The organism is Streptomyces sp. NBC_00028 (assembly GCF_045041065.1).
Lineage (GTDB): Bacteria > Actinomycetota > Actinomycetes > Streptomycetales > Streptomycetaceae > Streptomyces.
The window spans coordinates 5,765,667-5,792,201 of the sequence record NZ_CP108293.1; the positions used below are offsets into that span (position 1 = coordinate 5,765,667).

The following is a 26,535-nucleotide window of genomic DNA, read 5'->3' on the forward strand; positions in this document are numbered from 1 at the left end:
CTGCTGACAGGCCGTCAGGGTACAGCTAATCTGACGGGTAGTCAGCTCCGGGGTTGGGAGGCGTGCGATGCGCGGTGATCTGGAGTGGGGCGGCATTCCGGGACTCGTCCGGTCCGCGGTGGAGCGGTACCCGGACGTCGAGGCGGTGGTGGAGGGCCGTACGCGGGTGTCGTACGCCGAGTTGGGCGCCCGCGTCGAGCGCGCCGCGGCGGCCTGTCTCGCGAACGGCGTCGAACCCGGCGACCGGGTCGCGATCTGGGCGCCGAACAGCCTCGACTGGATCGTGGCGGCGCTCGGCGCGGTGTCGGCGGGCGCGGTCCTCGTCCCCCTCAACACCCGCTTCAAGGGCGCGGAGGCGGCGGACGTGCTGCGCCGCAGCGGGGCGCGGCTGCTGTTCGTGACGGGGACGTTCCTGGGGACGTCGTACGTGGCCTCGCTGCGGCGGGCGGTGGGGGAGGGACTGCCTGCGCTGGGCGGCTCCCTGGAACAGGTGGTGGTCCTCTCGGACGACGCCCCGGCGGAGTACCGCACCTGGAAGGACTTCCTGGCGAGCGGGGAGGGGGTGGGGTCGGCGGAGGTGAGGGAGCGTTCGGCGCGGGTGGACGGGTCGTGCGCGTCGGACATCGTCTTCACGTCCGGTACGACGGGCCGCCCCAAGGGCGCGGTGATCACGCACGCGCAGACGCTGCGGGCGTACGAGATCTGGAGCGACCTCGCGGGGTTGAGGCAGGGCGACCGCTACCTCATCGTGAACCCCTTCTTCCACACCTTCGGCTACAAGGCGGGTGTGATCGCCTCTCTGATGCGGGGCGCGACGATGATCCCGCAGCCGGTGTTCAACGTGGACACGGTGCTGGCGAACGTGGCGTCGGAGGGGGTCTCGGTCCTGCCGGGCCCGCCCACCCTGCTCCAGTCCCTCCTCGACCACCCGGCGAGGACGTCGTACGACCTCTCGGCCCTGCGCCTGGTGGTGACGGGCGCCGCGGTCGTCCCCCTGACCCTGGTCGAACGCCTGCGGGACGAGCTCGGGGTGGCGACCGTGCTGACCGCGTACGGCCTCTCGGAGGCGAGCGGCATCGTCACGATGTGCCGGCGCGGCGACCCGCCGTCGGTGATCGCCTCGACCTCGGGCCGCGCGATCCCGGGTACGGAGGTCCGCGTCGAGGCACCGCTCGGCGCACCCGGCGAGGTCCTGGTCCGCGGCTTCAACGTCATGCGCGGCTACTTCGAGGACGAGGCGGCGACGGCGGAGACGCTGACTTTGGACGGCTGGCTGCGCACGGGCGACGTGGGTGTCCTCGACCCCGCCGGGAACCTCCGCATCACCGACCGCCTCAAGGACATGTTCATCGTCGGCGGCTTCAACGCGTACCCGGCGGAGATAGAGCAACTCCTCGGCCTGCACCCGGACGTCACCGACGTCGCGGTGATCGGCGTACCGGACGCCCGGCTGGGCGAGGTCGGCAAGGCGTACGTGGTCCGCCGCGAGGGCGCCGTACTGACCGGCGACGACCTGATCGCCTGGGCACGCCGCGAGATGGCCAACTACAAGGTGCCGAGAGCGGTGGAGTTCGTGGGGGAGCTGCCGCGCAACGCGAGCGGCAAGGTGGTGAAGGGGGAGTTGCGGCGGACGTCGGCCGGCTGAGCCGGCCGACGTCACCGTCGCGGACATGCATCGGCCGCGGCGGCTCCCCCTCCGCGCCGCCGCGGCCGATCCCCGTGTGGGAAAAGGTTCGTGTGGGTCAGGCCGGGTTGTCCGTGATGTGGACGTTGTCCGTGGTGGCCTCACCGCTGTCCTTGGCGCTGAGCTTCAGCGGGTCGCTGGTGATGTGCACGTTCTTGACGGCGATGGGCTCGTCGGTGATGTGGACGTTGTCCGTCGTCGCGTCGCCCGTGGGCTCGTCCGTGATGTGGACGTTGTCGGTGCTGGTCTCGTCGCTCATGGTGCTGGCTCCCCTGACAGTGCGGTGCGTTGATGGGCCGGATCCGCCCGGCGACTCCCCCGAGTGTTTCCGGGCGGATCCAGCTGGGCCGGTTCACCCTAGAGGTCCGGCCCGGTGTCGCTCCGTCTGCCCCCCGACGCGACGGCCCGACACAGGTGAGAGTGTCGGACGGCGATAAACGAATGATGAACGCGCCCGGCCGGCCGGCCGGTCGGACCGCCTCAGGCCACGGCCGCCGGGCTCAGCAGGCCCCTGACCTCGGCCGCCTCGGGTACGCCCAGTGTCTCGAAGATCGCCAGAGCGTCCCGCCAGCAGACCTGGGCCCGGCCCGGCTGACCGATGCCGCCGAGGGCACGCCCGAGGATCGTGAGGACGTTGCCGCGGCGCCACTCGCCACCGATGTCACGCACCAGCGTCAGCGCCATCTCGGCGTTGGCCGCGGCCTGGGCGGGGCGCCTGGCCGCGAGGTCCAGCTCGGCGAGCCGGAACAGCGTCATGCCCTCCCACAGGCGCTGGCGGCTCTCCCGGAACACCTGGAGGGCCTGGTTCAGGCACTCGGTGGCCTCGGTCAGCTTCCCGCTCTGCTTGAGCGCAAGGCCCAGCGCGTAGCGGCCGTTGGCCCCGCGCAGCGCGTGCCCCAGGTCGTCGTACATCGCCGCGCCCTGCTGGGCCAGCGCCACCGCGCTCTCCGTGCGCCCGGTGACGAGGTGGATGCGCGACAGGTTGCAGAGGGCGCTGGCCTCGCCCGCGCGGTCACCCAGCGCCCGGAACCCCTCGATGGCGAAGGTGAGATGCTCCTCGCTCGCCTCGTGCCGGTTCTGGTAGTGCGCGACCGCCCCGCTGATGTTGGACGCCCAGCACCCGGTGAGCGGATCGGCCGCCGCCTGAGCCAACTCCGAGGCGCGGGCCGCCTCTTGGAGGGCCGCGTCGAACCTGCTGTCGGAGACCTGGTGCATGAAGGCGAGCGCGATCAGGGAGCGCGCCTCCGCGCGGGAGTCGTCCTCGGAGCGCGCCACGTCCCGCAGCAGCGCCGCGACCGCCTCGTACTCCTTGGAGTTGGCCCCCGATTCCGCCAGGTCGACGGCCGCCCACAGGACGTCGACCGCGCGACGCAGGGTCTCCGGCCGCGCGGACTGCCGTACGCACGCGAGCAGCGGCACCGCCTCCGCGTACAGCCAGTCCTGTGCCGCGTGCCGGTCCGAGAAGACCAGCCCCGGATATCCCGCCGGCTCCAGATGGTCCACCAGCCGGTCCCCGGGCCGCTCGATCAGGTACACACCGCCGACCGTCGCCAGATAGAAGTCCAGGAGCCGCGAGAGCGCCGCCCCCCGCTCCTGCGGCGGCCACTCGTCCCGTTCGGCGCACGCACGCGCGTAGAGCCGTACCAGGTCATGGAACCGGTACCGGCCGGGTGCCGCCGACTCCAGGAGGGACGTGTCGACCAGGGACTCGAGCACGTCCTCGGTGTCCTCGACGCCCAGGTTCAGCATCGCCGCCGCGGCGGCGAGGGAGATGTCCGGGCCGTCCGCCAGGCCGAGCAGGCGGAACGCGCGGGCCTGGGCGGGCTCCAGGGCGCCGTAGCCGAGCTCGAAGGTCGCCTTGACCGCGAGGTCGCCGGCCTGGAGCTCGTCCAGCCTGCGGCGTTCGTCCGCGAGCTTCGCCGCCAGCACCGACACCGTCCATGTACGGCGGGCCGCCAGCCGCGACGCGGCGATACGGATCGCCAGCGGCAGGAAACCGCACGCCGCGACCACGTCCAGCGCAGCCTCCCGCTCCGAGGCCACCCGCTCCTCGCCGACGATCCGGATGAAGAGCTGGAGCGCCTCGTCGGGGGACATCACGTCCAGGTCGACGAGATGGGCGCCCGCGAGGTCCACCATCCGCACGCGGGACGTCACCAGCGCCGCGCAGCCCTCCGTGCCGGGCAGCAGCGGGCGCACCTGTGCCGCGTCCCGCGCGTTGTCCAGCAGGACCAGCACCCGTCTGCCGTCCAGGACCGAGCGGTACAGCGCCGCACGCTCCTCCAGGGAGTCGGGGATCGCCGAGTCCGCGGTGCCCAACGCCCGCAGGAACGCGCCCAGGACCGTCTCCGGCTCCGCGGCACGCTGGCCCGCGCCCTGGAGGTCCACGTACAACTGGCCGTCGGGGAAGGCGGACCGGGCCTGGTGGGCGACGTGCACCGCCAGGGTCGTCTTGCCCACGCCCCCGATGCCGGCCAGCGCCGACACGGCCATCACCCGGCCCTCGGAGGAGGCCAGGACGTCGCCCAGCTCGGCGACGAAGGAGGCGCGCCCGGTGAAGTCGGGGACGGTCGCGGGGAGTTGTGCCGGACGGACCGGGGTGGCGGCGGGCTCCGCCCTCGGGGACGACGGTTCCGCGAGGCCCGGGTCGGCCTGGAGGATGCGCTGCTGGAGCTCCTTCAGCCCGGGCCGCGGGTCCACGCCCAGCTCGTCGGCGAGCAGGCGCCGCGTGTCCGCGTACACGGCGAGGGCCTCCGCCTGGCGGCCGCTGCGGTACAGCGCCAGCATCAGCAGCTCGCGCAGGCGTTCACGCAGCGGGTGCGCCGCGGTCAGGGCGGTGAGTTCCGAGACCGCCTCGGCGTGGCAGCCCTGTTCCAGGTCCATGTCGAGGCGGGATTCCAGGAGTTGGAGCCGCCACTCCTCCAGGCGGACGCGCTGCGAGGCCGCGTACGGGCCCGGTACGCCCGCCAGCACCTCGCCGTCCCACAGCGCCAGGGCGCGGCCCAGCACCTCACGGGCGTGGCACAGATCCCCGGCGCCCCGCGCCTTCTCCGCCTCCGCCGCCCACTCCTGGGCCACGGTGACGTCCAGCGCGCCCTCGCCGAGGGAGCGGATGGCGTAGCCGCCCGCGTCGCTGGCCAGGACGCCGGGGTCGAGGACCTTGCGCAGCCGGGAGGCGTACGTCCGTACCGCCGCCAGCGCCTGCGACGGGGGCTCCTCGCCCCACAGGGCGTCGATCAGCTCGGCCGCGGTGGCCGTACGGCCCTCCCGCAGCAGCAGGGCCGCGAGCAGGGCCCGTTGCTGCGGGGAGCCCATGGCCAAGGGCTCGTCGCCGCGCCAGGCGCGCACCGGCCCGAGCACGCTGAAGCGCAGCAGCGGTATGGGCTCCGTCGCGGAGCCGGGGCGCCGCTGCTCCGGCACCCGCGGTACACCGTCCATCGCCGTCCCCTCAGACACAGTGAGCAACCCGGGCAGACACAGTGAGCAACCTCGCCAGACACAGTGGGCAACCCCGCCAGTTTGCCTTGTTCATGGCAGATGCGTCAGCTGTGGAGAGAGTGATCACAGGTAGGCGCGCGGTAAATCACAAGCCCCTCACGCTCCCTCCGCACAATTCCGCGCACAAACCACCATGACCGGGCACCGTCGCCGTAGCTGACGGGTCGTCAGATCGGCGCTACCGTGGCCCCCATGGAGACCACCCCGGAATTTCCGAAGATCATCTCCGTCGACGACCACACGGTGGAGCCCGCCGACGTCTGGCAGAACCGGCTTCCGAAGAAGTACCTGGACGTCGGTCCCCGTATCGTCCGCGCCCCGCTGAAGGAAATGACCTTCCTCGGCGGCCGGTTCAAGCCCGTGATGGGCACCCCGGGCGAGACCGACGGCCCGATCGGCGACTGGTGGGTCTACGAGGACCTCCACCGCCCCCTCACCCGCCTCGACACCGCCGTCGGCTACAGCAGGGACGAGATCAAGCTGGAGGTCATCACCTACGAGCAGATGCGGCCGGGGTCCTACGACGTCCCGTCCCGCCTCGCCGACATGGACGTCAACCACGTCCAGTCCGCCCTCTGCTTCCCCACCTTCCCGCGCTTTTGCGGCCAGACCTTCACCGAGGCCGCGGACCACGAGCTGGGGCTGCTGTGCATCCAGGCCTACAACGACTGGACGGTGGAGGAGTGGTGCGGCCCGCAGGCCCAGGGCCGCCTCATCCCCCTCACCCTGATCCCCCTGTGGGACGCCCGGCTGGCCGCCACCGAGGTCCGCCGCATGGCCGCGCGGGGCGTCCGCGCCGTCGCCTTCTCCGAGATACCCCCGCATCTCGGCCTGCCGTCGATCCACACCGACGCCTGGGACCCCTTCCTCGCCGCCTGCGACGAGACCGGAACCGTCATCGCCATGCACATCGGCTCCTCCAGCCGGATGCCGTCCACCTCCGCCGACGCCCCGCCCGCCGTCGGCTCCACCATCACCTTCGCCAACTGCTGCTTCTCGATGGTCGACTGGCTGATGAGCGGCAAGTTCGAACGCTTCCCGAACCTCAAGGTCATGTACGCGGAAGGCCAGATCGGCTGGATCCCGTACATCCTCGAACGCGCCGACGTCGTCTGGGAGGAGAACCGCGGCTGGGGCGGGGTCGCCGACAAGGTCCACCGCCCGCCCTCCGAACTCTTCGCCGAGCACGTCCACGGCTGCTTCTTCGACGACGCCTTCGGGCTCAGGAACCTCGACGCCATCGGCCTCGGCAACGTCCTCTACGAGACCGACTACCCGCACTCCGACTCCACCTGGCCCAAGTCCCGCGAGGTCGGCGAGGCCCAGATGGGCCACCTCGCCCCCGACGTGGTGGAGCGAATCGTCCGGGGCAACGCCATCGACCTGCTCGGGCTGACCTCCGACGGACTCTGGGGCGGCCCCCGGTGATCCAGTACGGCATCCAGCTCCCCGTCCAGTCCCAGAGCACCATCTACACCGAGCCCTGGGAGGCCGCCGCCGGCCCGGACGACCTGGTCGCGGTGGCCCGCGCCGCCGAGCGCGCCGGCTTCTCCTACGTCGCGAGCTGCGACCACGTCGCCATCCCGCGCCGCCTCGCGCCCGCGATGAGCACGGTCTGGTACGACCCCGTAGCCACCCTCGCCTACCTGGCCGCCGCGACCGAGGGCATCCGGCTGCTGAGCCATGTCGCCGTCGTGGGGCTGCGCCACCCCCTGCTCACCGCCAAGCAGTACGCCACCCTCGACCACCTCTCCGGCGGCCGGCTGATCCTCGGGGTCGGCGCCGGGCATGTGACGGAGGAGTTCGAGGTGCTCGGCCTCGCATTCCGGCAGCGCGGGGCCCTGCTGGACGAGTGCGTGGACGCGCTGCGGGCCGCGCTCGGCCCCGAGGAGTTCCCCGAACACCACGGCAAGTTCTACGACTTCCAGGGCCTGGGCCAGCGCCCCCGTCCCGCCCAGCCGCGCGTCCCGCTGTGGGTCGGCGGCTCCTCGCCCGCCGCCGTCCGCCGGGCCGCGCTCAAGGGCGACGGCTGGCTGCCGCAGGGCGACCCGAGGGACCGGCTGCCCGCGCAGATCGCCGAGCTGACCCGGATCCGCGAGGAGGCGGGCATCGAGGAACCGCTGACTGTCGGCGCCCTCACCGAGCCCCTCCACATCGGCCACCCCACCTGGGACGTCGGCCGCCGCACCCTGACCGGCACCCCGGAGGAACTCGCCGAGTCCCTGCGCGCCTACCGCGCGATGGGCGTCCACCAGATCCAGGTGCGGTTCCGCTGCCGCGACCGCGCCGAACTCACCGACCAGATCACGGCGTTCGGCGCCGACATCGCCCCCGACCTCTGAGGAGACACCGCATGGGCAAGCTGGACGGACGCGTCGTCATCGTCACCGGCGCGGCACGCGGACAGGGGGAGCAGGAGGCACGGCTGTTCAGGCAGGAGGGGGCGGAGGTCGTCGTCGCCGATGTCCTGGACGAGCAGGGGGAGGCGCTCGCCGAGGAGATCGGGGCGCGGTACGTCCATCTCGACGTCGGCGAGGAGGAGCAGTGGCGGTCCGCGGTGAGCGCGGTCAAGAACGCCTTCGGCCGCGTCGACGGCCTCGTCAACAACGCCGGCATCCTGCGCTTCAACACCCTTCTCGACACGCCCCTCGATGAGTTCATGCAGGTCGTACGGGTCAACCAGGTCGGCTGCTTCCTCGGCATCAAGACCGTCGCGCCGGTGATGGAGGACGGCGGCACCATCGTCAACACCGCCTCCTACACCGGCGTGACCGGCATGGCCGCCGTCGGCGGCTACGCCGCCACCAAGCACGCCGTCCTCGGCCTGACCCGGGTCGCCGCCCTGGAGCTCGCCGACCGGCGTATCCGCGTCAACGCGGTGTGCCCCGGCGCCATCGACACCGCGATGTCCAACCCGGCCCAGCTGGACCCGAGGGCGGACGCGGAGGGGATGAGCCGGGCGCTCGACGAGCTGTACCGCAAGCTCGTGCCGCTCGGACGGATCGGGCGGCCGGAGGAGGTGGCCCGGCTCGCGCTGTTCCTGACGTGCGACGACTCGTCGTACATCACCGGGCAGCCGTTCGTGATCGACGGGGGCTGGCTGGCGGGGGTCAGTGTCGTCTGACCGCCGGCTGACCATCGTCTGATGGGCCGTCAGCTATTGACCTTTCTGACGGTACGTCAGAAAGTCGTAGGACTCAGCAGACTCACCTGACTGGAAGGGTGAACCGCCGTGGAATTCGGCCTCTTTGTACAGGGATATGTGGGCAAGCGCGCCGAGACCGACCCGCTCGCCGAGCACAAGGCGCTGATGGAGGAGACCGAGTACGTCATCCAGGCGGACAAGTCGGGCTTCAAGTACGCCTGGGCCTCCGAACACCACTTCCTGGAGGAGTACTCGCACCTGTCGGCGAACGACGTCTTCCTCGGGTACCTGGCCCACGCGACCGAGCGGATCCATCTCGGCTCCGGGATCTTCAACCCCCTCGCCCAGGTCAACCACCCCGTGAAGGTCGCCGAGAAGGTCGCCATGCTCGACCATCTCTCCGAAGGACGCTTCGAGTTCGGGTCGGGCCGCGGGGCCGGCTCGCACGAGATCCTCGGGTTCATACCGGGCGTGACCGACATGAACTACACCAAGGAGATCTGGGAAGAGACCATCGCCGAGTTCCCCAAGATGTGGCTCCAGGACGAGTACGTCGGCTTCCAGGGCAAGCACTGGCAGCTGCCGCCGCGCAAGATCCTGCCGAAGCCGTACGGGAAGTCGCACCCGGCGATGTGGTACGCGGCCGGGTCGCCGCCGTCGTACGCGATGGCCGCGAAGAAGGGGCTCGGTGTGCTGGGGTTCAGCATCCAGAAGGTGTCCGACATGGAGTGGGTCCTTGAGCAGTACAAGAACTCCGTCGTGAACGCCGAACCGGTCGGGGACTTCGTCAACGACAACGTGATGGTGACGACGACGGCGATCTGCGCGCCCACGCACGACGAGGCGATCAACATCGCCGTGAACGGCGGGCTGCACTATCTGCCCTCGCTCGTCTTCCGGTACCACGACACCTTCCCGCGGCCCGAGGGGTTCCCGGTGTGGCCGGAGACGCTGCCCGAGTACACCCCCGAGTTCGTGGAGCTGCTGATCGAGGAGGAGCTGCTGATCTGCGGCGATCCTGCGGAGGTGCGGACGCAGTGCAAGCGGTGGGAGCAGGCGGGGGCGGATCAGTTGAGCTTCGGGTTGCCGGTGGGGGTGCCGAAGGAGGAGACGTTGCAGACGATCCGGTTGATCGGGGAGCAGGTGATTCCGGAGATCGACACGGATCCGGTGCATCGGACTTCGCGGTTCCGGGCTGCCTCTTGATCGCCGTTCCGGGGTGCGGGTGGGTGGGCGCTGGTCGCGCCCACGCGGCGGAGCCGCAAATCGATACAGCCCCGCGCCCCTGAGCACGTCCACTGAGCCGGAGTTGAAGGGGCCAGACCCATGCTCGATCACGTCATCAAGGGAGCTTCCGTCGTCGACGGTACTGGTGCGCCCGCTTTCACCGCCGACGTCGGCATCCGTGACGGTCGTATCGCCGTCGTCGGCACCGTCGAGGAAGACGCGCGTACCAGCGAGGACGCTCACGGCCTCGTCCTCGCCCCCGGGTTCGTCGACCCGCACACGCACTACGACGCCCAGCTCTTCTGGGACCCGTACGCCACCCCCTCCCTCAACCACGGTGTGACGACGGTCGCGGCCGGCAACTGTGGCTTCACGCTGGCGCCGCTCAGGCCGGGGGACGCCGACTACACCCGCCGCATGATGTCCAAGGTCGAGGGCATGTCGTTGGTCGCTCTCGAAGAGGGGGCGCCCTGGAGTTGGCAGTCGTTCGGGGAGTACCTCGACGCGCTGGAGGGGCGGATCGCCGTCAACGCCGGGTTCATGGTGGGGCATTGCGCGCTGCGGCGGTACGTCATGGGGGCGGACGCCATCGGTGGACAGCCGACGGACGAGCAACTCGACGCCATGCTGCGGGTCTTCCACGAGGCCATGGACGCCGGCGCCTGGGGTCTGTCCACCACCCAGTCGAGCACGCACTCGGACGGCGACGGAAAGCCCGTCGCCTCCCGGCACGCGCTGCCCGCCGAGCTCGTCGCCCTCGCCAAGGCCGTCGGCGAGCACGAGGGCACCCAGATCGAGGCCATCGTCGCCGGGTGCCTCGACCAGTTCAGCGACGCCGAGATCGAGCTGTTCGTGGAAATGAGCGCGAGCGCCGGACGGCCGCTCAACTGGAACGTGCTCACCATCGACGCCACCGTCCCCGAACGCGTCCCACGGCAGCTGTTCGCGAGCGAGCAGGCGCGCAAGGCGGGCGGCCGGATCGTCGCCCTCACCATGCCGATCCTGACGCCGATGAACATGTCGCTGGGCACCTTCTGCGCCCTCAACCTCATCCCCGGCTGGGGCCCGATCCTCGGCCTGCCCGTCCCCGAGCGGATCGAGCGACTCCGCGACGCGGACGTACGGGCCGGGATGCTGGAGCGCGCCCGGTCCAAGGAGGCCGGCGTCTTCCGGCGGCTGGCCGACTTCGGGCGGTACGTCATCGGCGACACGTACAGCGAGGCGAACCGCGGGCTCAGCGGGCGGGTCGTGCGGGACATCGCGGCCGAGCGGGGGCAGGACCCCTTCCACTGCCTGGTCGAGATCTGCGCCGCGGACGAGCTCCGTACGGTCCTGTGGCCCATGCCCACCGACAACGACCCCGCCTCCTGGGCCCTGCGTGCCGAGACCTGGCAGCACGAGGACGTCCTGCTCGGCGGCTCGGACGCGGGGGCGCATCTGGACCGGATGTGCGGGGCGCCGTACACGACCCGGTTCCTCGGTGACTGTCTGCGGGGGCGGAAGCTCGCGACCCTGGAGCAGGCGGTGAGGATGCTGACCGACGATCCGGCTCGGCTGTTCGGACTCAGGGAACGCGGCCGGATCGAGGAGGGCTTCCATGCGGACCTCGTGCTCTTCGATCCGGAGCGCATCGCCGCGGGCACGGCCACCCTGGTGCACGACCTGCCGGGTGACAGTCCTCGGCTGGACTCCAAGGCGATCGGGATCCGGGCCGTGTGGGTCAACGGGGTCGAGGCGATCCGCGACGACGTGGTGAGCGGGGCGGTGCCCGGGAAGGTGCTGCGGTCCGGGCGGGACACCCGGACGGTGAGCACCCGGTGAGCGAGCGGCTGTTCATCGGGGGCGAGTGGATCGAGCCGGAGGGCGGCCACTACGCGGTGGTCGACCCGGCGACCGAGGAGCCCGTCGGGTGGGCGCCGGAGGCCTCGCGGGATCAGGTGCACGCGGCGTGCGCCGCGGCCCGCGAGGCCTTCGGGCCGTGGTCGCGTACGTCCGCCGAGGAGCGGGCGGCGATCCTGGGCCGGGCGGCCGACGCCATCGCCGACCGCTTCGGCCCGTACGCCGAACTCGCCCAGGCGGAGACCGGCGCGACCACCGGCACCGCGCGGGCCATGCAGGTCGGGGTGGGCGTGGCCCGCTTCCGCCGGTACGCGCGCGTGGAGAGCGCCGAGTGGGCGATCCCGCCGCAGATCAACGAGGCCGGGCCGATGGGGAGGGCCGGGGTGATGGGCGCGCTGGCCGTCCGCCAGCCCGTCGGGGTGGTCACCTGCGTCACCTCGTACAACAACCCGTGGGCCAACCCGGCCGGCAAGATCGCCCCCGCCCTGGCGATGGGCAACACGGTCGTGGTGAAACCCGCCCCGCAGGACCCCCTGTCGGTCTACCGCATGGCGCAGGCGCTGGAGACGGCCGGGGTGCCGAGGGGGGTGGTGAACGTCGTCTCCGGCCGGTCGACGGAGGTCGGCGAGGCCGCCGTGGACTCCCCGGACGTCGACATGGTCAGCTTCACCGGCTCCACGGCGGTCGGACAGCGCATCGCCGAGGTGTGCGGGCGCGGTATGAAACGGCAGCTGATGGAGCTGGGCGGAAAGGGCGCGGCGATCGTCCTCGACGACGCGGACCTCGCCTCGGCGGTGGCCGGCATCGGGACCACCTTCTCCTTCTACAGCGGCCAGATCTGCACCGCACCGACGCGGGTCCTGGCCCAACGCGGGGTGTACGACCGCCTGGTGGCCGGTCTGGCGGCGTACGCGGACCGCCTGAAGGTCGGCGACCCGCGCGAGCCGGACACGGTGGTGGGCCCGGTCATCTCCGCGCCGCACCGCGAACGGGTCGAGTCCTACGTCGAGTTGGGCCGCAAGGAGGGCGCGACGGTGGTGGCGGGCGGCGAACGCCCGCCACTGGAGCGGGGGTTCTACGTCGCCCCCACCCTCCTCGCGGACTGCGCGCACACGATGCGCGTCACCCGCGAGGAGATCTTCGGCCCGGTCGTCACCGTCATCCCCTTCGACGACGAGGAGGAGGGCATCGCCCTCGCCAACGACTCCGACTACGGCCTCATCGACTACGTCTGGTCCGGCGACGTCGCCCGCGCCTTCCGCGTGGCCCGGCGGCTGCGGGCGGGCGGGGTCGGCGTGAACACCGTCGGGCGGAACATGGAGGCACCGTTCGGCGGCTTCAAGAGGAGCGGGGTCGGCCGGGATGTGGGGTCGTACGCCCTGCACGCGTACAGCGAGGTGCAGGCGATCGTCTGGCCGGGGTGAGGCCGGACCGGCTCGGGGCCACCCGTCAGAGCACGGCGAGCCGGTCCACCAGCAGTTCCAACCGCGCCTCGATGTACTCCCGCGGCAGCCGTCCCGTCCGGGTCAGCGTCGCCAGGCCGTGCAGGGACGCCCAGAACAGCTCGGTGAACAGTCCCGGTTCCACGCCGTCCCCGGCGACCCCGGCGAGGGTCTCCCACAGCGCGGCGAAGGCGTCCTTCAGCGGCTCGGGGGTGTCCTCCTGCGCGTACGCCAGGCCGCCGTCGAGCTGGAACAGGGCGTCGTAGACCGCCGGGTTGCGCTCGGCGAAGTCGAGATAGCCGCGGGCGAGGGCGGTGACCTCGGCGCGCGGACCGTCCGCGGAGGCGGTCGCGGCCCGCAGCGCGCCGGCTAGCTCGGTGGCGCCTTGGAGGGCGACGGCACCGATGATCTCCCGTTTGCCGCGGAAGTGGCTGTAGAGGACGGGCTGGCTGTACTCGATGCGCTCGGCGAGCCGACGCGTGGTGACCGCGTCCCAGCCCTGCTGCTCGGCGAGTTCGCGGGCCGTCGCCACGATGAGGCGCTCCCGCTCCGCCCGTTCGCGCTGCTTGCGTTCCTGTACCGACATGACTGAACCCTAGCACCGCTAGACAATCGAGCGGCAGTAGGTCTAGCGTTGCCTCAACAGTTAGCAACGCTAGATTCCAGCAGGGGGTCGTCATGCTCAGCACACTCGAGGTCGTCACGGTCGTGGTCGTCGGCGTGATGGTGGGGGTGGAGTTCGCCGTCGCCTTCGTCATGAACCCGATACTCAACGCCCTTCCGGAGGACAGCGGCCAGCAGGGCCACGCCCACGGCGGCCGGATGCTCGGCGCGGTGATGCCGGTCTGGTACATCGGCTCGCTCGCCCTCGTCGCGGTCTGGGCCGTCGCCGGCCGGCACCACGACGGCACCGGCCTCGTCGTCACCGCCGGCGCGCTGCTGATCCTCAGCGTGGTGATGTCGATCCTGCTGCTGGTCCCGATCAACAACCGGAACAAGACGTGGACCGCCGAGAACCGTCCCGCCGACTGGAAGCAGCAGCTGAACCGCTGGCTGCGCTGGCACTACGTCCGCGTCGCCGTCATCGTCACGGCCTTCGCCCTGCTGACCGCCGCCCTCGTCTGAGCCGAAGGAGAAGAACGATGTCGCTGAACGGATCGCTGAACATGTCACTGAAGAAGCTCAACACCGTCCTGGCCGCCGCCCTCCTCCGCCTTGCAGTCCAACACACCAGACCCCGCTCACCTGCGTCGATGAGGCGCCGCAGCTTTCCTGCGACTTGATCCGCCGGACAGGCCCCAGCCGCGTACGGCGACATGGCCACCGCGCTCGGCGTCCACTGCCTGACCGTGACCGTGGTGGCGGGCAACGGCCTGCTGATCCCGCGCGAGAGGCGCAGGGCCGCGCCCGCTGCGGCGGCGACGCCCGCCCCGCAGCCCGCCTGACGGCACCGGGCGCGGGTCAGTCGGTCAGATCCACCCGCACGGTCAACAACCCCGCCCCCATGGCCCGTACCCCCACACTGTTCACCCGGGGCAGACCGCGCAGCCGGGCGACCGGGTCGTCGTCGGGGAGCAGATGGGCGACACCGGTGTGCCAGCGCCCGCGCAGCCGGACCCGTACCCGCGGATCGGCCATGATGTTGCGGACGTACTGCGACCGCTCCCCGAACTCCGAGACCAGCCAGAAGGAGTCACCGACCCGCCGCCCGCCGAGCGGGGTCCGGCGGGGCAGACCTGAGGTGCGGCCGGTGGTCTCCAGGAGGGTCTGGGTGGGCAGCCGGCGCATGACGGCGTTGAGCCTGCGCTGAAAGGCGGAGACGGCTCGATACTTGCGTTCGTTGTGGCGGGGCATAGTCACCAAGTCTGCTGGAGGGGCTGGTGGGGTGACCGTGCGGGTCGTGACATGGAACCTGTGGTGGCGTTTCGGCCCGTGGGCCGAGCGGCAGAAGGCCATTCTCGCCGTCCTGCGCGACCTGCGCCCGGACGTGGTGGGCCTGCAGGAGGTCTGGTCGGACCGCCGTACCGGCGAGAACCTCGCGGAATGGCTGGCCGCCGAACTGGACCTGCACTGCGCCTGGGCGGCGTCCCCCGCTCCCGAACGCTGGCAGCGCCGCATATCCGACGACTCCGTGGACATCGGCACCGCGGTACTGAGCCGCTGGCCGGTGACGGACCGGGCAGTCCTCAGCCTGCCCGCCCCACCGGACCTGGACGACGGCCGCCTCGCCCTCTGCGCCCGTCTGTCCGCCCCGGGAGGACAGGTCCCCTTCTTCACCACCCACCTCACCTCCCCCCTCCACGCCTCGGCGACCCGCTGCCAACAGGTCACGGCCCTGGCCGAGTTCGTGGCCGCGCACCGCCACGGCACCCCCTACCCGCCCATCGTCACCGGCGACTTCAACGCCTGGCCCGACTCCGACGAGATCCGCCTCTTCGGCGGCACCCGCACCTCCCCGGTCGTCCCCGGCCAGGTGTTCTTCGACGCCTGGGAGTACGCCGCCCAGGGCACCGCGGGCGCGACCTGGACCCCGGACAACCCCTACGTCCACCCCGGCCTCGGCCCGGGCGTCCGCGTCGACTACATCCACGTAGGGGGCCCGGCGGGCCCGAACGGCGAGGGCACGGTACACGGGGTGCGGCGGGCCGGGCACGGGCCGGTGGACGGGGTGTGGCCGTCGGATCACGCGGCGGTCGTGGCGGACTTGCAGGGCGCGGAGTAGGGCGACGGGAAGATCGAGGCGGCGCGCACCCGTCACTGGGTGAAGAGCGACGCCGGATGGCGAGGGTCCGCGGCGCAGACGTACAGGCCCGCGTGCCCGCCCCGCCCGACCGTCATCCCCGTCGGCTCGCGCGCCGCCCGGCCCGCCTCGGTCCGCGGGTCCAAGTGCCGTTCCTCCAGCGGGCGAAAGCGGTCACCGGCGTCCATGTCGTACTCGTACGTGTCCAGTTGGAGGAACAGCTCCAGCGGCGCCCCGCACTCCCCGCAGTCCAGCGCCCCCGGCAGGTCCGTCACACCCCAGCGCATGCTGCCGCCGAGCTTCCAGCCGGGGATCGTCGACACGTCGTCGTCCAGCCCCCGCTCCTCCAGCCAGGCCTCGTGGCGGCCCGCGAGGCCCGGTGGGAGTTCCTCGTGCCAGGGGTACTCCGTCAGCCGCTCGGGGTGCAGTACGCACGCCCTCGGGACCATGTCCTCGTCCTCGCCGGGGTCAGGTCGCTCGCTGAGCGGATGCGTCACGTCGTCCGCCCGGCGCCAGACGAGCAGGCACGCCTGCCCCCACCCCTCCGGATGCGGCTGGTCGTGCCAGTCCGTGCACCACAGCACCTGCACCAGGTCCGTGCCGTCCGGGAACCGGATCTCCGGGAAGTCCGCCGCCGTCAGCTGGGCCACCGCGACCAGAGGGTAGGGGCCCAACTGCCTTCCGTTCACGTCCCGGTGCTCCCCGCACGACGGCCACGGCTCGGCGGCCGGCCACCACAGCGGGCCGCCGAGGTGGCTGTCGCGGGGCCCGGGCGCGCCCCGGCGCGGGTGCAGCCGTACCGTCGGGCGGGCGTACGGCGCCAGCTCCGGGACGTCACGCGCCGGGTCGTGGGAGGCGGGACCGGTGGTGAGGATCATGCCGGCGACCCTAAATCCTCCGCGCCCGGGACTTCCTCTCCCTCCTCACCCGCTTTCCTCTCCTCACCTGCCCAGGAAGATCGGGTCGGTGAGCGCCTCACCTGCCCAGGAAGATCGGGTTGGTGAGCGCGGCCAACGCCCCCGGCAGCGGGCCGGCCGCCGTCTCGTGCCGCACCTCGGCCCGGACGTACGCCGCGTAGGCCGGAGTCGTCCGCCACTCCACCACCCCGGAGCCGGTCACCGGCAGGGCCGCGCTCGTGAACAGCACCCCCTGGTCGGTGACGAACCGGACGGTGCAGCGCGGTGCGCCTGTCACCGCGAGCCGGACGGTCACCGGGGTGTCCGCGGCCACCCTCAACCGGCCGCCGATTCCCGCGTGTTCGCCCTTGCCACCGGCCGCCGTGAAGTCCAGCGAGATCCGCGAGGACTCGGCGATGTACGACCGCCCCGCCCGGATGCCCTCCTGGATCGCCTCCCGGGTGAGGTCGTCGGCCAGCACCACCGTCTGCGGTGAGCCCACCACATCCGGGTCCCGGTGTGCGTCGCTGCTCCCCATCGCGGGCAGCCACGCACGCCCCTCCCGCGTGGACGCGACCAGCACGCTGTCCCAGTCCGCCAGCGCCACCTCGTCGTCGGGCGTGTAGGGCCCGTTCCAGACCTCCACCGCGTCCGCCTCACCGAAGCCGAACCGCCACCCGCACCCCACGCAGGTGGCATGCGGATGGGCCGGTACGACCAGACCCCCCGCCCTGCGGATCCGGCGGGCGAAACGGCCGAAGCGGTTGTCGCGGGCCCGGTAGCGCCAGTCGACGAAGGTGCCGGGGTCCGTGCCGAGGGCGACCACATGGCCGTTCCTCGTCGTGACCTCCTCACCCAGCATCACCAGCAGGTCGTCACCCGCCACGTCCGCCCAATGGGGGTGCCCGGAATGGGTGTTGTGCTCGGAGGTGTTGATGAAGTCCAGCCCCGCGGCACGGGCCAGCGCCCCGATCTCGGCGGGGGTGCGGCGGCCGTCGGAGTGCCAGGAGTGGAGGTGGCAGTCACCTCGGTACCAGGCCCGGCCCCGCCCCTTGGCGCGCGACGGCGGATAGACGGGCTCGACGACCTCACCCGGCTCGCCGTACGTCAGGGTGACCGTGATCTCGTACGACAGCCCCTGCGGCGCCACCGTGTACGGGCCGAGCGCGATCGACCAGGTGCCTGCGCGCACCGGCCCCGGGACGTACCCCGGCGTCGCCTCGTCGGCCCGGATGAAGAACTCCGTCCTGGCCCCTCCCGACCAGCCCCGGAAGCCCTCGCCGCCCAGCTCGGTGCCCCGTTCGTCGAAGATGCCGATGTCGAGGGCGTTGCCCGCGGTACCCGTCGGGACGGCCGGGCGGTCGTAGGTGTAGGCGACCTTGATCTCCCGTACGCCGGACGGGACCTCGACCGGCACATACACGAAATCGGGTGACCCGGTCGGCAGCGTGCCCCGGATCGTCCGCGTCTCTTCCTCGCCGTCCGCCGCTGAAGCGAAGGTCACGCTTCCCAACGTAAGTGCGGCGGCGGCTCCCGTCACGACGAGTGTGCGTCTTCTGATGTGGTGCTCGTCATCACACATGCGCTCCACTCTCGGGTACGAGAGTGAACTCCCGTGGAAGAAAAGGGAATCGGAGGCGGCCAGGTCTTTCCGCCGCCAATGCCGACCAGTCGGTATCGACATCTCGCATCCGGCGCGGTACAGATGCGGTCATGCGTATCTCCGCCACGATCTTCCTCACCGACGAGACCATCACCCCGACCCGGCTCGCCCGTGAGCTGGAACAGCGGGGCTTCGCCGGTCTCTACCTCCCCGAGCACACCCACATCCCGGTCGAGCGGACCACCCCGTACCCGGCGGGCGGCGACCTCCCGCCCGAGTACGGCCGCACCCTCGACCCCTTCGTCGCCCTCGGTCAGGCGGCGGCCGTCACCGAGAACCTGGGCCTCGGCACCGGCATCACGCTCGTCGCCCAGCACGACCCGATCGACCTCGCGAAGCAGATCGCGACGGTCGACCATCTGTCCGGCGGCCGCCTCACCCTCGGCCTCGGCTTCGGCTGGAACGTGGAAGAGGCCGCGGACCATGGTGTCGAGTGGCGTACGCGGCGGGAGCTGGTGCGGGACCGGATGGCGCTGATGCGGGCCCTGTGGTCACGGGAACCGACCGCCTACAAGGGCGAGTTCGGCAGCGTCCGCGCCAGCCACGCCCACCCCAAGCCCCTCCGAGGCCACCTCGGCCCCCGCACCCTCATCGGCGGCGCCGCCGGCCCGAAGCTCTTCACGCACATCTGCGAGTACGCCGACGGCTGGATGCCGATCGGCGGTCGAGGCCTGACGGAGACGCTGCCGGTGCTGCGCACGGCATGGGAGGAGGCAGGCCGCGAGCCCGGCGCGCTCCAGGTGGTCCCGTACGCGGTGTTCCCGTCGCCGGGAAAGCTCGCGCACTATGAGGAGCTGGGCATCGAGGAGGTGGTGGTCCAGCTGCCGCCGGCGGGGGAGACGGAGGTGCTAGGGGCGTTGGCCGAATACGCCGGGTACCTGTAACGCCCTCAGGGGCGCGGGGCTGTATCGATGTGCGGCTCCGCCGCGCGGGCGCGACCAGCCACAGCGAACCCGCACCCGGCAAAACACAGCCCCACCCATCCCCTGATCACCCGAACGTATGCTCAAACAATGACGACTTCCGCCACCGGAACCGGCCCCACCGAAAACTCCCTGCGCCGCGCCCTCAAACGCGCCCGCACCGGCGTGGCCCTCGACGTCACCGAAGCCGCGGTCCTCCTCCAGGCCCGCGGCGAGGCCCTGGACGACCTCACCGCGACCGCGGCCCGCATCCGCGACGCCGGTCTGGAGGCCGCGGGCCGCCCCGGCGTGATCACGTACTCGAAGAGCGTCTTCATCCCCCTCACCCGGCTGTGCCGGGACAAATGCCACTACTGCACCTTCGTCACCGTCCCCGGCAAGCTCCGCCGCGCCGGCCACGGGATGTTCATGTCCCCGGACGAGGTCCTGGACGTCGCCCGCAAGGGCGCGGCGCTCGGCTGCAAGGAAGCCCTCATCACCCTCGGCGACAAGCCCGAGGACCGCTGGCCGGAGGCGCGCGAGTGGCTCGACGCGCACGGCTACGACGACACGATCGCGTACGTCCGCGCGATCTCGATCCGCATCCTGGAGGAGACGGGCCTGCTGCCCCATCTCAACCCCGGCGTGATGTCCTGGACGGACTTCCAGCGCCTCAAGCCGGTCGCGCCCAGCATGGGCATGATGCTGGAGACCACGGCCACCCGCCTCTGGTCCGAGCCCGGCGGCCCCCACCACGGCTCCCCGGACAAGGAGCCCGCCGTACGCCTGCGCGTGCTGGAGGACGCGGGCCGCTCCTCGGTCCCCTTCACGTCCGGCATCCTCATCGGCATCGGCGAGACCTACGAAGAACGCGCCGAGTCCCTGTTCGCGCTGCGCCGCGTCGCCCGCTCCTACCACGGCGTCCAGGAGCTGATCATCCAGAACTTCCGCGCCAAGCCGGACACCGCGATGCGCGGCATGCCGGACGCGGAGCTGGACGAGCTGGTGGCGGCCGTGGCGGTGGCCCGCCTGGTCATGGGCCCGGCCGGGAACATCCAGGCCCCGCCCAACCTCGTGGACAGCGAGTACGAGCGTCTGATCGCCGCCGGTATCGACGACTGGGGCGGGGTGTCCCCGCTCACCATCGACCACGTCAACCCGGAACGCCCGTGGCCGCAGATCGAGGAACTGGCGGCGAAGTCCGCGGCGGCCGGCTTCGAGCTCCGCGAACGCCTGTGCGTCTACCCGGAGTTCGTGCAGCGCGGCGAACCCTGGCTGGACCCCCGGCTGCTGCCGCACGTCCGCGCACTGGCGGACGGGGAGACGGGCCTGGCGCGCGAGGACGCGGTCGTCGAGGGGCACCCCTGGCAGGAGCCGGAGGAGGTCTTCGTCCCCTCCGGCCGCACCGATCTGCACACCACCATCGACACCGAGGGCCGTACGGCCGACCGCCGCGACGACTTCGACGTGGTCTACGGCGACTGGGGCGCCCTGCGGGAGGCGGCGGCGCCGGGGATGGTGCCGGAGCGCATCGACACGGACGTACGCCAGGCGCTGGCGACGGCCGCCGACGACCCGACCAGGCTCACGGACGCCGAGGCCCTCGCGCTTCTGCACGCGGACGGCCCGGCGCTGGACGCCCTCACCCGCATCGCGGACGACGTCCGCAGGGCGGCGGTCGGCGACGACGTGACGTACATCGTCACCCGGAACATCAACTTCACCAACGTCTGCTACACGGGCTGCCGCTTCTGCGCGTTCGCCCAGCGCCGCACCGACGCCGACGCCTACACCCTCTCCCTGGACCAGGTCGCCGACCGCGCCCAGCAGGCGTGGGAGGTCGGCGCGGTCGAGGTCTGCATGCAGGGCGGCATCCACCCCGACCTGCCGGGAACCGCGTACTTCGACATCGCGAAGGCGGTGAAGGAGCGCGTCCCCGGCATGCATGTGCACGCCTTCTCGCCGATGGAGGTGGTGAACGGGGCGACTCGCACCGGTCTGTCCATCCGCGAGTGGCTGCTGGCGGCGAAGGAGGCGGGCCTGGACTCGATCCCCGGCACGGCCGCCGAGATCCTCGACGACGAGGTTCGCTGGGTCCTGACCAAGGGCAAGCTGCCGACGGCGACCTGGATCGAGGTGATCACGACGGCCCACGAGGTGGGCATCCCGTCGACCTCGACCATGATGTACGGCCATGTCGACCAGCCCCGCCACTGGCTGGGCCATCTGCGCACCCTGGCCCGCATCCAGCAGCGGACGGGCGGCATCACCGAGTTCGTGACGCTCCCCTTCATCCACACGAACGCCCCGGTGTACCTCGCGGGCATCGCCCGTCCCGGCCCCTCCATGCGGGACAACAGGGCGGTGACGGCGATGGCCAGGCTGCTCCTCCACCCGCACATCCCCAACATCCAGACCAGCTGGGTGAAGCTCGGCACGGAGGGCGCGGCGGAGATGCTGCGCTCGGGCGCGAACGACCTGGGCGGCACGCTGATGGAGGAGACGATCTCGCGCATGGCGGGCTCGTCGTACGGGTCGTACAAGTCGGTGAAGGACCTGATCGCGGTCGCCGAGGCGGCCGGGCGCCCGGCGAAACCCCGTACGACCCTCTACGGCGAGGTCCCGGAAGAGCGGCGGAAGGCGGCGGAGGTGTCCGACGGGCATCTGCCGGAGCTGCTGCCGGTGCTGGACTGAACCGGCGGGTGGGCAGCGGGGTGCTGCGGGAGTGCTGCCCGCCCGACACGTTCAGTGAGCGCAGGCGGTGTGTCCGTCGGAGAGGGACGTCAGATAGCGGGTGCGTTCCGCCCCGGTGAGCGGCCGGCCCACCCGGGCGCACACCTCCTTCGTCCAGGCGTCGACCGTCGTGGCCCAGGACAACAGCTCGCCGCCCTCGGTGGCGGACCACAGCCTTCGGCCGTCCGCGGAGAAGGCGAGCGAGCTGTGCTCGCCCGGCCCTGCGATCCCGGCAATCGATCGTGGGACCGGAAGGATCGCGCTGCCCAGACGGTCACCGGTCACGGCGTCCCACAGCCAGAGTGTCCCGTTCCCGTCCAGGGTCGCCACCCACTGCCCTTCGGCGTCCGCGGCCAGACTGTGCAGGCCGGCGCCGTCCGAGCGCCATCGCAGTTCGCCCGTCACCGTGTCCCAGCGCTCCAGGACCCCGTCGTCGACGACGGCGTACAGAGCGTGGTTGCGCTCGGACAGGGTGAGACCGCTCAGGGAGGAGCCCCGCGGGTCCAGCCGGTGCAGCCGCCGCCCGGACGGCAGCTCGTAGACGTCGATGCGGCGGTCCTCGGTCGTCACGGCGGCCAGGCCGCCCCGCTCGCCGACCGCGCGTGGGTAGAAGGCCTGGGCGTACTTCTCCCGGTCCCTGGCGGTGAGGTTCGCCTTGCGGGGTGCCACCGCTCTCTTCCGCTCGCCGGAGGCGGGGTCGACGATCAGAACGGATCCGTCGGCGGGGACCACGGCGACCCTGCCGTCGGGCCGCGCGGCGATGCGGGTCCGGCCGGCGAAGTCCCCTCCGATGTCCGGCAGGCCGACGGAGTGGGTGCGGATCAGGCTGGCGGAGGTCAGTTCCCAGGTCTCGACGGCTTCGGCGGTTGCCGTGTACAGGGTTTGGCCGCTGTCCGCGTAGGCGATGGCGTCATAGATGACATCGGCCTCCTGCCCCGCGACGATCGTGTCGGGGTCGCCACCCGCCGTCCATGTCTCCAGGGTGCGTGGCGCGAGGTCGGTGGAGTCGTGGCTCCAGGCGAGCTTGCCGCCGGGGCCCACGGCCAGGGCCTGTTGCGTCGAGATGGTGGTCTTGTCGGGTACCTCGACGCCCGGACGGGACGCGGTGGCGCCTGGCCGGTCCAGGTCCCACAGGGCGACCGTCGCTCCGTCCGCCGAGACGAGCCGGTCTCCCTGGCCGGGGGAGAAGGCCAGCACGGTCGGGGGGCCGACGCCGGTGAGGGTCTCTAGCGACTCGACGCGGTCCTCGTCGGCCGAGGTGGTCACCAGCAGTCCGTCGCTGGTGCCCACCGCTGCCCGGCCGTCGTCGGAGACCGCCAGGATCTCGGCCTGCTTCTCGATCAGGCCCGGCGGAGACCCGCACGTGCTCTCCTCGCTACGGGCGTCCGGTGTCTGCCGGTTCCACCGGATCAGATCCGCCGGTGAGCCGAGATCCACGCTGCGGTACTTCACGAAGCCGAAGCACAGACCGTGCGGGGAGGCCGCGGCGAGGTAGTCGTTGAACGGATAGCTGGTCTCGTCCGACGAGTCGATCCTGGTCAGCCGGTCTCCGCTGCCGCCGTACAGCTCCCACCCGGTCGTGTAACCCACGAAGAGCTTGCTGCCCTCGTCGAGGAGCGTGAGGTTCATGGCCCCGCCGTGCGCCGTCCTCACGCGCTCGACGGGCTCGGCACCCTTGTCGTCGTAGATGTTCACGACTCCCGCGGAGTCGATGGTGACCAGCTCGTGGACGAAGGGGTGGAACACCATGGCGTCCACCTCCTTGCCGGTGCCGACGAGCCGGCGGGGGGTGTTGTTCTCGGACCGCGGGTCCGCCACGAGGGTGTCGCCGTCGGCGGTGGTGACGGCGAGGAGCTGGTCGTCGTCGCTGAACGTCATGCCGGTGACCGCGGCCGACGCGTCGAAGGAGCGCACTTTGCGGGTGCCGTCCGCGGACCAGACGTCGACCGTGCCCCGCCCGGTGCCGACGGCGACGTACCGGCGGGAGCCCGTCAGGGCCAGCGCGGTGACCGGCTCGTCGGCGCGGACGAAGCGGACCAGCCGGGGGCTCAGCGTTGCCAGCCGGTAGAGCGCCGACCGGGTTTCCGGGGTGTCCATCAGCTGGTGGGCCTGTACCGCCAGCAGCGAGGCCACCTCCAGATCGTCCTCGCCGAGATTCAGCGCCGTCGCCGCGAGCTGACGGGCGGTCGCGAGCCGGGCCTGGTCCCGTGCGGTGTCCCGCTGGACGAACGCGAACACCGCGGCGACGGAGGCCAGCACGGCCAGCGCGGTCATCCCCGCCAGCATGCCGCGGCGGAACCGGCGCAGCCTGCGGCGCTGTGAGACGTCCTCGCCGATCAGCTCGTCCTTGGGGCGGTTGTGCAGGGTGGCCGCGACATCGGCCACGCACTCCCGGAACTGGCGGTCGCGCAGATCGCCGGAGTGGTCCGCGCCCAGCCAGCGCAGGTCCACCCAGCGCGGCTCCTCGGCGAAGTGGCCGCGCAGGGCTTCGGGGAGGCAGTCGGTACGCTCCCAGTCGAAGTCCCCGCCCGCGTGGTCCCAGTGGAGTTCGCCGCCCGTCACCACGATCAGCAGGTTCTCCGGGCGGGGCCCCTGCCGCCACCAGGTGACCTCCTGACCCACCCAGGGTGATTCCGCCGACTCCGGCGAGGCCAGCAGCACGAGGTACTCGGAGTCGCCGAGCGCCCGTTCGATCGTGCGCCACAGGTCGTGGTCGGCGGACAACGCGGCGATGTCGAGGAAGACGCGCAGGGCGCGGAGCCGATTCCAGGGTCGGGCGAACTGGTGCAGACCCTGACGTAAGAGTCTGGCTCGGGCGCTGTCCACTTTGTGGTTGTACGAGATGAACGCCGAGTACTGCATCGGAGGGATCCCCCATCCTTCCGTACGGACCCCCAAGTATCAGTCGGCACAGGGGAATCGGCCGCTCGGATCAGGTCAAACCCGGGCCGGTAACCGGCCGGACCCGGGCACGGGAGGTGCGCAGTACGATGATCCGACCCTGTTGGTGTGCTGATCGGTGAGCTGAGGAGATACGTGGCGTGCCTGCCTCGAAGGTCTGGGTGACCGGTCTGACGGTGGGAGCGATAGCCGTGGTCGCCGCTCTCGCCGTCCAAGCGGACCAGGGCGCGAAGCCCGAGGCCACGGCCACCCGCCCGACCGCCTCGGCGTCCGCGCGGCCCTCGGCCGGGCCGACGAAGCCGGCGGCGACCGCGGTGCCGGAGGACTCGGGCACCGGGCGCCGGATCGTCTACTCGCTCGCCGCGAAGCGGGTGTGGCTGGTCGACGCGAGCGACGCGGCCCGCCGCACCTTCGTGGTGTGGCCCGGGACGGTCTCCCCCGACCCGGGCGACTACACGGTCGGGACCCGCTCCGGGGACCCGATCACCGGCTCCGACGGCGTCGAGATCGAGCACGTCGTCTACTTCGCCGCGAAGTCCGGCCGCAACATCGCCTTCTCCAACGCCGTCGACGGCTCCTCCCCGCCCCCGGCCGCGGCCGGCACCCAGACCGGCGGCATCCGCATGAAGAAGGCGGACGGGTCGGCGCTGTGGACGTTCGGCGAGACGGGCACGGCGGTGGTCGTGGTCAAGTAACCGCGCACGGCGTGTACTTGACCCGCCCGGCTCCGTACCGTGACCGGATGGACAGCTCTGTCGTCTTCAACATCGTCACGACGGCCATCGCGGTCGTCGCCGTGGTGACCTCCGTCGTCTTCAGCGCCCGGCAGACCCGGACCGCGAAGCACGCCAACCACATATCCGTGATGGTCGACCTGCTCGCGGAGTTCCGGTCGGTGGAGTTCCACGGGCACCACGACTACGTCACGCTGCGGCTGGGGGCCGAGAACGACCCGGCGGCCGGGGTGCGAGGGCTGCCCGACGAGGCCAGGACCTCCTTCTACAGCGTCGTGTACTACTACCAGTCCTTCGCCAACCTGGCGGTCTTCGGACTGCTCGACGAAACCCTGCTGGTCACGGTCCTGCGCACCCGGATTCTCTCGGTGTGGGAGGCGATCCGGCCGTTCGTGGCCCGCGAGCGGGAACTGCGCGGGCCGGGCGGCGGAAACTATCTGTCGAGCTTCGAGGAACTGGCGAGGCTGGCCGCACAACTGCCGCCGGATCATGTCCGCGAGCGGATCGCCGAGATCCGGCGCAGACGCGAGCGCGGACTGCCCTGACTCAGGCGTCCCGCGCCGCGGCAGGCAGCTGTACGACGATCAGCGCCACCCCGCTCAGCACGAACACCCGCAGCGCCGCGTCGAGCCCGTTCCAGTCCGCCGACTGCCACATCGAGAACCACTCCCCGCCGATCGCCATGAACCCGGCGCCGAAGAGCAGCAGCACCATGAGCAGTCCGTAGGTCGAGAAGCGCCGGGCGCGCGGATCGTCGCGCCGGGCGTAGAGCCAGGTGCCGAAGACCAGCACCAGTGCGGCCACCGTCTCCCAGGCGATGATCGCGACGTACGCCGCGTCCTGAAGCCCCTTGCTGGTGACGGCCCGCCACATCAGGTCGTCGTCCTTGAAGGTCGTGTCCATCGCGAGGACATGCCGGACGAACTGCTGGTTCGTCCCGAAGTCCGTGATGTTCCCGAAGGCCACGAGGGCCATGTACAGGGCGACGGTCGCGGTGAGGAGGGTGCTGGTGAGGTGGAGTGCGCTGCGTGGGGGTGTGGTGGCCATGGCGATCATTTTTCCCTGCGGGGGTGAAGTCGCGCCGTACGCATTGAGCCAGAATGGCTTTCCTGCCAATGAGGTTGGCGCCGA

22 protein-coding genes are annotated in these 26,535 nt (G+C 71.6%); 14 read left to right on the forward strand and 8 right to left on the reverse strand.

Annotated features, from left to right (window positions below):
- Positions 1-67: 67 nt before the first annotated feature.
- Positions 68-1,645, forward strand: a complete 1,578-nt coding sequence (locus OG885_RS25955; RefSeq protein WP_405735546.1) for a FadD3 family acyl-CoA ligase — start codon at positions 68-70, stop codon at positions 1,643-1,645.
- A gap of 97 nt (positions 1,646-1,742) precedes the next feature.
- Here the strand turns inward: OG885_RS25955 and OG885_RS25960 are convergent, their stop codons facing one another.
- Positions 1,743-1,943, reverse strand: a complete 201-nt coding sequence (locus OG885_RS25960; protein ID WP_405735548.1) for a hypothetical protein — start codon at positions 1,941-1,943, stop codon at positions 1,743-1,745.
- Between the two features lie 221 nt (positions 1,944-2,164).
- Positions 2,165-5,122, reverse strand: coding sequence for a BTAD domain-containing putative transcriptional regulator (locus OG885_RS25965; RefSeq protein WP_405735550.1), 2,958 nt, complete (start codon positions 5,120-5,122; stop codon positions 2,165-2,167).
- Positions 5,123-5,374: 252 nt separating this feature from the next.
- Between OG885_RS25965 and OG885_RS25970 the strand changes: the two genes are divergently transcribed.
- The 6 genes from OG885_RS25970 to OG885_RS25995 all read left to right on the forward strand — a co-directional run bounded on the left by OG885_RS25970 (position 5,375) and on the right by OG885_RS25995 (position 12,817).
- Positions 5,375-6,610: an amidohydrolase family protein gene (locus tag OG885_RS25970; protein ID WP_405735552.1), complete on the forward strand. Its 1,236-nt coding sequence runs from the start codon at positions 5,375-5,377 to the stop codon at positions 6,608-6,610.
- Positions 6,610-7,524, forward strand: coding sequence for a TIGR03619 family F420-dependent LLM class oxidoreductase (locus OG885_RS25975; protein WP_405742880.1), 915 nt, complete (start codon positions 6,610-6,612; stop codon positions 7,522-7,524). The genes OG885_RS25970 and OG885_RS25975 overlap by 1 nt, the downstream gene beginning before the upstream one ends.
- An 11-nt stretch (positions 7,525-7,535) precedes the next feature.
- Positions 7,536-8,306: an SDR family NAD(P)-dependent oxidoreductase gene (locus OG885_RS25980; RefSeq protein ID WP_405735554.1), complete on the forward strand. Its 771-nt coding sequence runs from the start codon at positions 7,536-7,538 to the stop codon at positions 8,304-8,306.
- A 108-nt stretch (positions 8,307-8,414) separates the two neighbouring features.
- Positions 8,415-9,533 (forward strand): LLM class flavin-dependent oxidoreductase, encoded by a 1,119-nt coding sequence (locus tag OG885_RS25985; RefSeq protein ID WP_405735556.1) that lies wholly within the window; start codon positions 8,415-8,417, stop codon positions 9,531-9,533.
- 120 nt (positions 9,534-9,653) lie between these two features.
- A complete protein-coding gene (locus tag OG885_RS25990; RefSeq protein WP_405735558.1) occupies positions 9,654-11,375 on the forward strand; it encodes an amidohydrolase family protein in 1,722 nt (573 codons plus the stop codon).
- Positions 11,372-12,817 (forward strand): aldehyde dehydrogenase family protein, encoded by a 1,446-nt coding sequence (locus tag OG885_RS25995; protein WP_405735560.1) that lies wholly within the window; start codon positions 11,372-11,374, stop codon positions 12,815-12,817. The genes OG885_RS25990 and OG885_RS25995 overlap by 4 nt, the downstream gene beginning before the upstream one ends.
- Before the next feature lie 25 nt (positions 12,818-12,842).
- Here OG885_RS25995 and OG885_RS26000 read toward each other — a convergent pair whose 3' ends face one another.
- The gene (locus tag OG885_RS26000) at positions 12,843-13,421 is read right to left on the reverse strand and encodes a TetR/AcrR family transcriptional regulator (RefSeq protein ID WP_405735562.1); all 579 of its coding nucleotides are present in this window, start codon (positions 13,419-13,421) and stop codon (positions 12,843-12,845) included.
- Positions 13,422-13,513: 92 nt separating this feature from the next.
- On the opposite strand from OG885_RS26000, the gene OG885_RS26005 reads away from it, so the two are divergent.
- Positions 13,514-13,960 carry an anthrone oxygenase family protein gene (locus tag OG885_RS26005; RefSeq protein ID WP_405735564.1) on the forward strand — a complete coding sequence of 149 codons (447 nt, stop codon included), beginning with the start codon at positions 13,514-13,516 and terminating at the stop codon, positions 13,958-13,960.
- A 191-nt stretch (positions 13,961-14,151) separates the two neighbouring features.
- Complete coding sequence (locus OG885_RS26010; RefSeq protein WP_405735566.1) at positions 14,152-14,280, forward strand: hypothetical protein; 129 nt, start codon at positions 14,152-14,154, stop codon at positions 14,278-14,280.
- A gap of 16 nt (positions 14,281-14,296) precedes the next feature.
- Here OG885_RS26010 and OG885_RS26015 read toward each other — a convergent pair whose 3' ends face one another.
- Positions 14,297-14,689 carry a nitroreductase/quinone reductase family protein gene (locus OG885_RS26015; protein WP_405735568.1) on the reverse strand — a complete coding sequence of 131 codons (393 nt, stop codon included), beginning with the start codon at positions 14,687-14,689 and terminating at the stop codon, positions 14,297-14,299.
- A 37-nt stretch (positions 14,690-14,726) separates the two neighbouring features.
- On the opposite strand from OG885_RS26015, the gene OG885_RS26020 reads away from it, so the two are divergent.
- A complete protein-coding gene (locus OG885_RS26020) occupies positions 14,727-15,557 on the forward strand; it encodes an endonuclease/exonuclease/phosphatase family protein (RefSeq protein ID WP_405742882.1) in 831 nt (276 codons plus the stop codon).
- Positions 15,558-15,589: 32 nt separating this feature from the next.
- On the opposite strand, the gene OG885_RS26025 is transcribed toward OG885_RS26020, so the two are convergent.
- On the reverse strand, positions 15,590-16,453 hold the full coding sequence (locus tag OG885_RS26025; RefSeq protein ID WP_405735570.1) for a DUF1963 domain-containing protein: 864 nt from the start codon (positions 16,451-16,453) through the stop codon (positions 15,590-15,592).
- A gap of 97 nt (positions 16,454-16,550) precedes the next feature.
- Positions 16,551-18,053, reverse strand: coding sequence for a CehA/McbA family metallohydrolase (locus tag OG885_RS26030; RefSeq protein WP_405735572.1), 1,503 nt, complete (start codon positions 18,051-18,053; stop codon positions 16,551-16,553).
- 131 nt (positions 18,054-18,184) lie between these two features.
- Here OG885_RS26030 and OG885_RS26035 point away from each other — a divergent pair, with 131 nt between their 5' ends.
- Complete coding sequence (locus OG885_RS26035) at positions 18,185-19,018, forward strand: LLM class F420-dependent oxidoreductase (RefSeq protein WP_405735574.1); 834 nt, start codon at positions 18,185-18,187, stop codon at positions 19,016-19,018.
- A 129-nt stretch (positions 19,019-19,147) separates the two neighbouring features.
- Positions 19,148-21,730 (forward strand): bifunctional FO biosynthesis protein CofGH, encoded by a 2,583-nt coding sequence (locus tag OG885_RS26040; protein WP_405735576.1) that lies wholly within the window; start codon positions 19,148-19,150, stop codon positions 21,728-21,730.
- Between the two features lie 51 nt (positions 21,731-21,781).
- Here the strand turns inward: OG885_RS26040 and OG885_RS26045 are convergent, their stop codons facing one another.
- Entirely contained in the window at positions 21,782-24,631 is a 2,850-nt protein-coding gene (locus tag OG885_RS26045; protein ID WP_405735578.1) for a toll/interleukin-1 receptor domain-containing protein, read from the reverse strand.
- Between the two features lie 179 nt (positions 24,632-24,810).
- Between OG885_RS26045 and OG885_RS26050 the strand changes: the two genes are divergently transcribed.
- Both OG885_RS26050 and OG885_RS26055 read left to right on the forward strand, forming a co-directional pair.
- Complete coding sequence (locus OG885_RS26050; protein WP_405735580.1) at positions 24,811-25,365, forward strand: hypothetical protein; 555 nt, start codon at positions 24,811-24,813, stop codon at positions 25,363-25,365.
- A gap of 47 nt (positions 25,366-25,412) precedes the next feature.
- Positions 25,413-25,949, forward strand: coding sequence for a hypothetical protein (locus OG885_RS26055; protein WP_405735582.1), 537 nt, complete (start codon positions 25,413-25,415; stop codon positions 25,947-25,949).
- Between the two features lies 1 nt (position 25,950).
- On the opposite strand, the gene OG885_RS26060 is transcribed toward OG885_RS26055, so the two are convergent.
- On the reverse strand, positions 25,951-26,451 hold the full coding sequence (locus OG885_RS26060; RefSeq protein ID WP_405735584.1) for a DUF2165 domain-containing protein: 501 nt from the start codon (positions 26,449-26,451) through the stop codon (positions 25,951-25,953).
- Positions 26,452-26,535: the final 84 nt, after the last annotated feature.

Coding starts and splice junctions, on each gene's coding strand:
- OG885_RS25955 (WP_405735546.1), top strand. CDS start 68: ATGCGCGGTGATCTGGAGTGGGGCGGCATTCCGGGACTCGTCCGGTCC.
- OG885_RS25960 (WP_405735548.1), bottom strand. CDS start 1,943: ATGAGCGACGAGACCAGCACCGACAACGTCCACATCACGGACGAGCCC.
- OG885_RS25965 (WP_405735550.1), bottom strand. CDS start 5,122: ATGGACGGTGTACCGCGGGTGCCGGAGCAGCGGCGCCCCGGCTCCGCG.
- OG885_RS25970 (WP_405735552.1), top strand. CDS start 5,375: ATGGAGACCACCCCGGAATTTCCGAAGATCATCTCCGTCGACGACCAC.
- OG885_RS25980 (WP_405735554.1), top strand. CDS start 7,536: ATGGGCAAGCTGGACGGACGCGTCGTCATCGTCACCGGCGCGGCACGC.
- OG885_RS25990 (WP_405735558.1), top strand. CDS start 9,654: ATGCTCGATCACGTCATCAAGGGAGCTTCCGTCGTCGACGGTACTGGT.
- OG885_RS26000 (WP_405735562.1), bottom strand. CDS start 13,421: ATGTCGGTACAGGAACGCAAGCAGCGCGAACGGGCGGAGCGGGAGCGC.
- OG885_RS26005 (WP_405735564.1), top strand. CDS start 13,514: ATGCTCAGCACACTCGAGGTCGTCACGGTCGTGGTCGTCGGCGTGATG.
- OG885_RS26010 (WP_405735566.1), top strand. CDS start 14,152: ATGGCCACCGCGCTCGGCGTCCACTGCCTGACCGTGACCGTGGTGGCG.
- OG885_RS26015 (WP_405735568.1), bottom strand. CDS start 14,689: ATGCCCCGCCACAACGAACGCAAGTATCGAGCCGTCTCCGCCTTTCAG.
- OG885_RS26025 (WP_405735570.1), bottom strand. CDS start 16,453: ATGATCCTCACCACCGGTCCCGCCTCCCACGACCCGGCGCGTGACGTC.
- OG885_RS26030 (WP_405735572.1), bottom strand. CDS start 18,053: ATGTGTGATGACGAGCACCACATCAGAAGACGCACACTCGTCGTGACG.
- OG885_RS26035 (WP_405735574.1), top strand. CDS start 18,185: ATGCGTATCTCCGCCACGATCTTCCTCACCGACGAGACCATCACCCCG.
- OG885_RS26040 (WP_405735576.1), top strand. CDS start 19,148: ATGACGACTTCCGCCACCGGAACCGGCCCCACCGAAAACTCCCTGCGC.
- OG885_RS26045 (WP_405735578.1), bottom strand. CDS start 24,631: ATGCAGTACTCGGCGTTCATCTCGTACAACCACAAAGTGGACAGCGCC.
- OG885_RS26055 (WP_405735582.1), top strand. CDS start 25,413: ATGGACAGCTCTGTCGTCTTCAACATCGTCACGACGGCCATCGCGGTC.
- OG885_RS26060 (WP_405735584.1), bottom strand. CDS start 26,451: ATGGCCACCACACCCCCACGCAGCGCACTCCACCTCACCAGCACCCTC.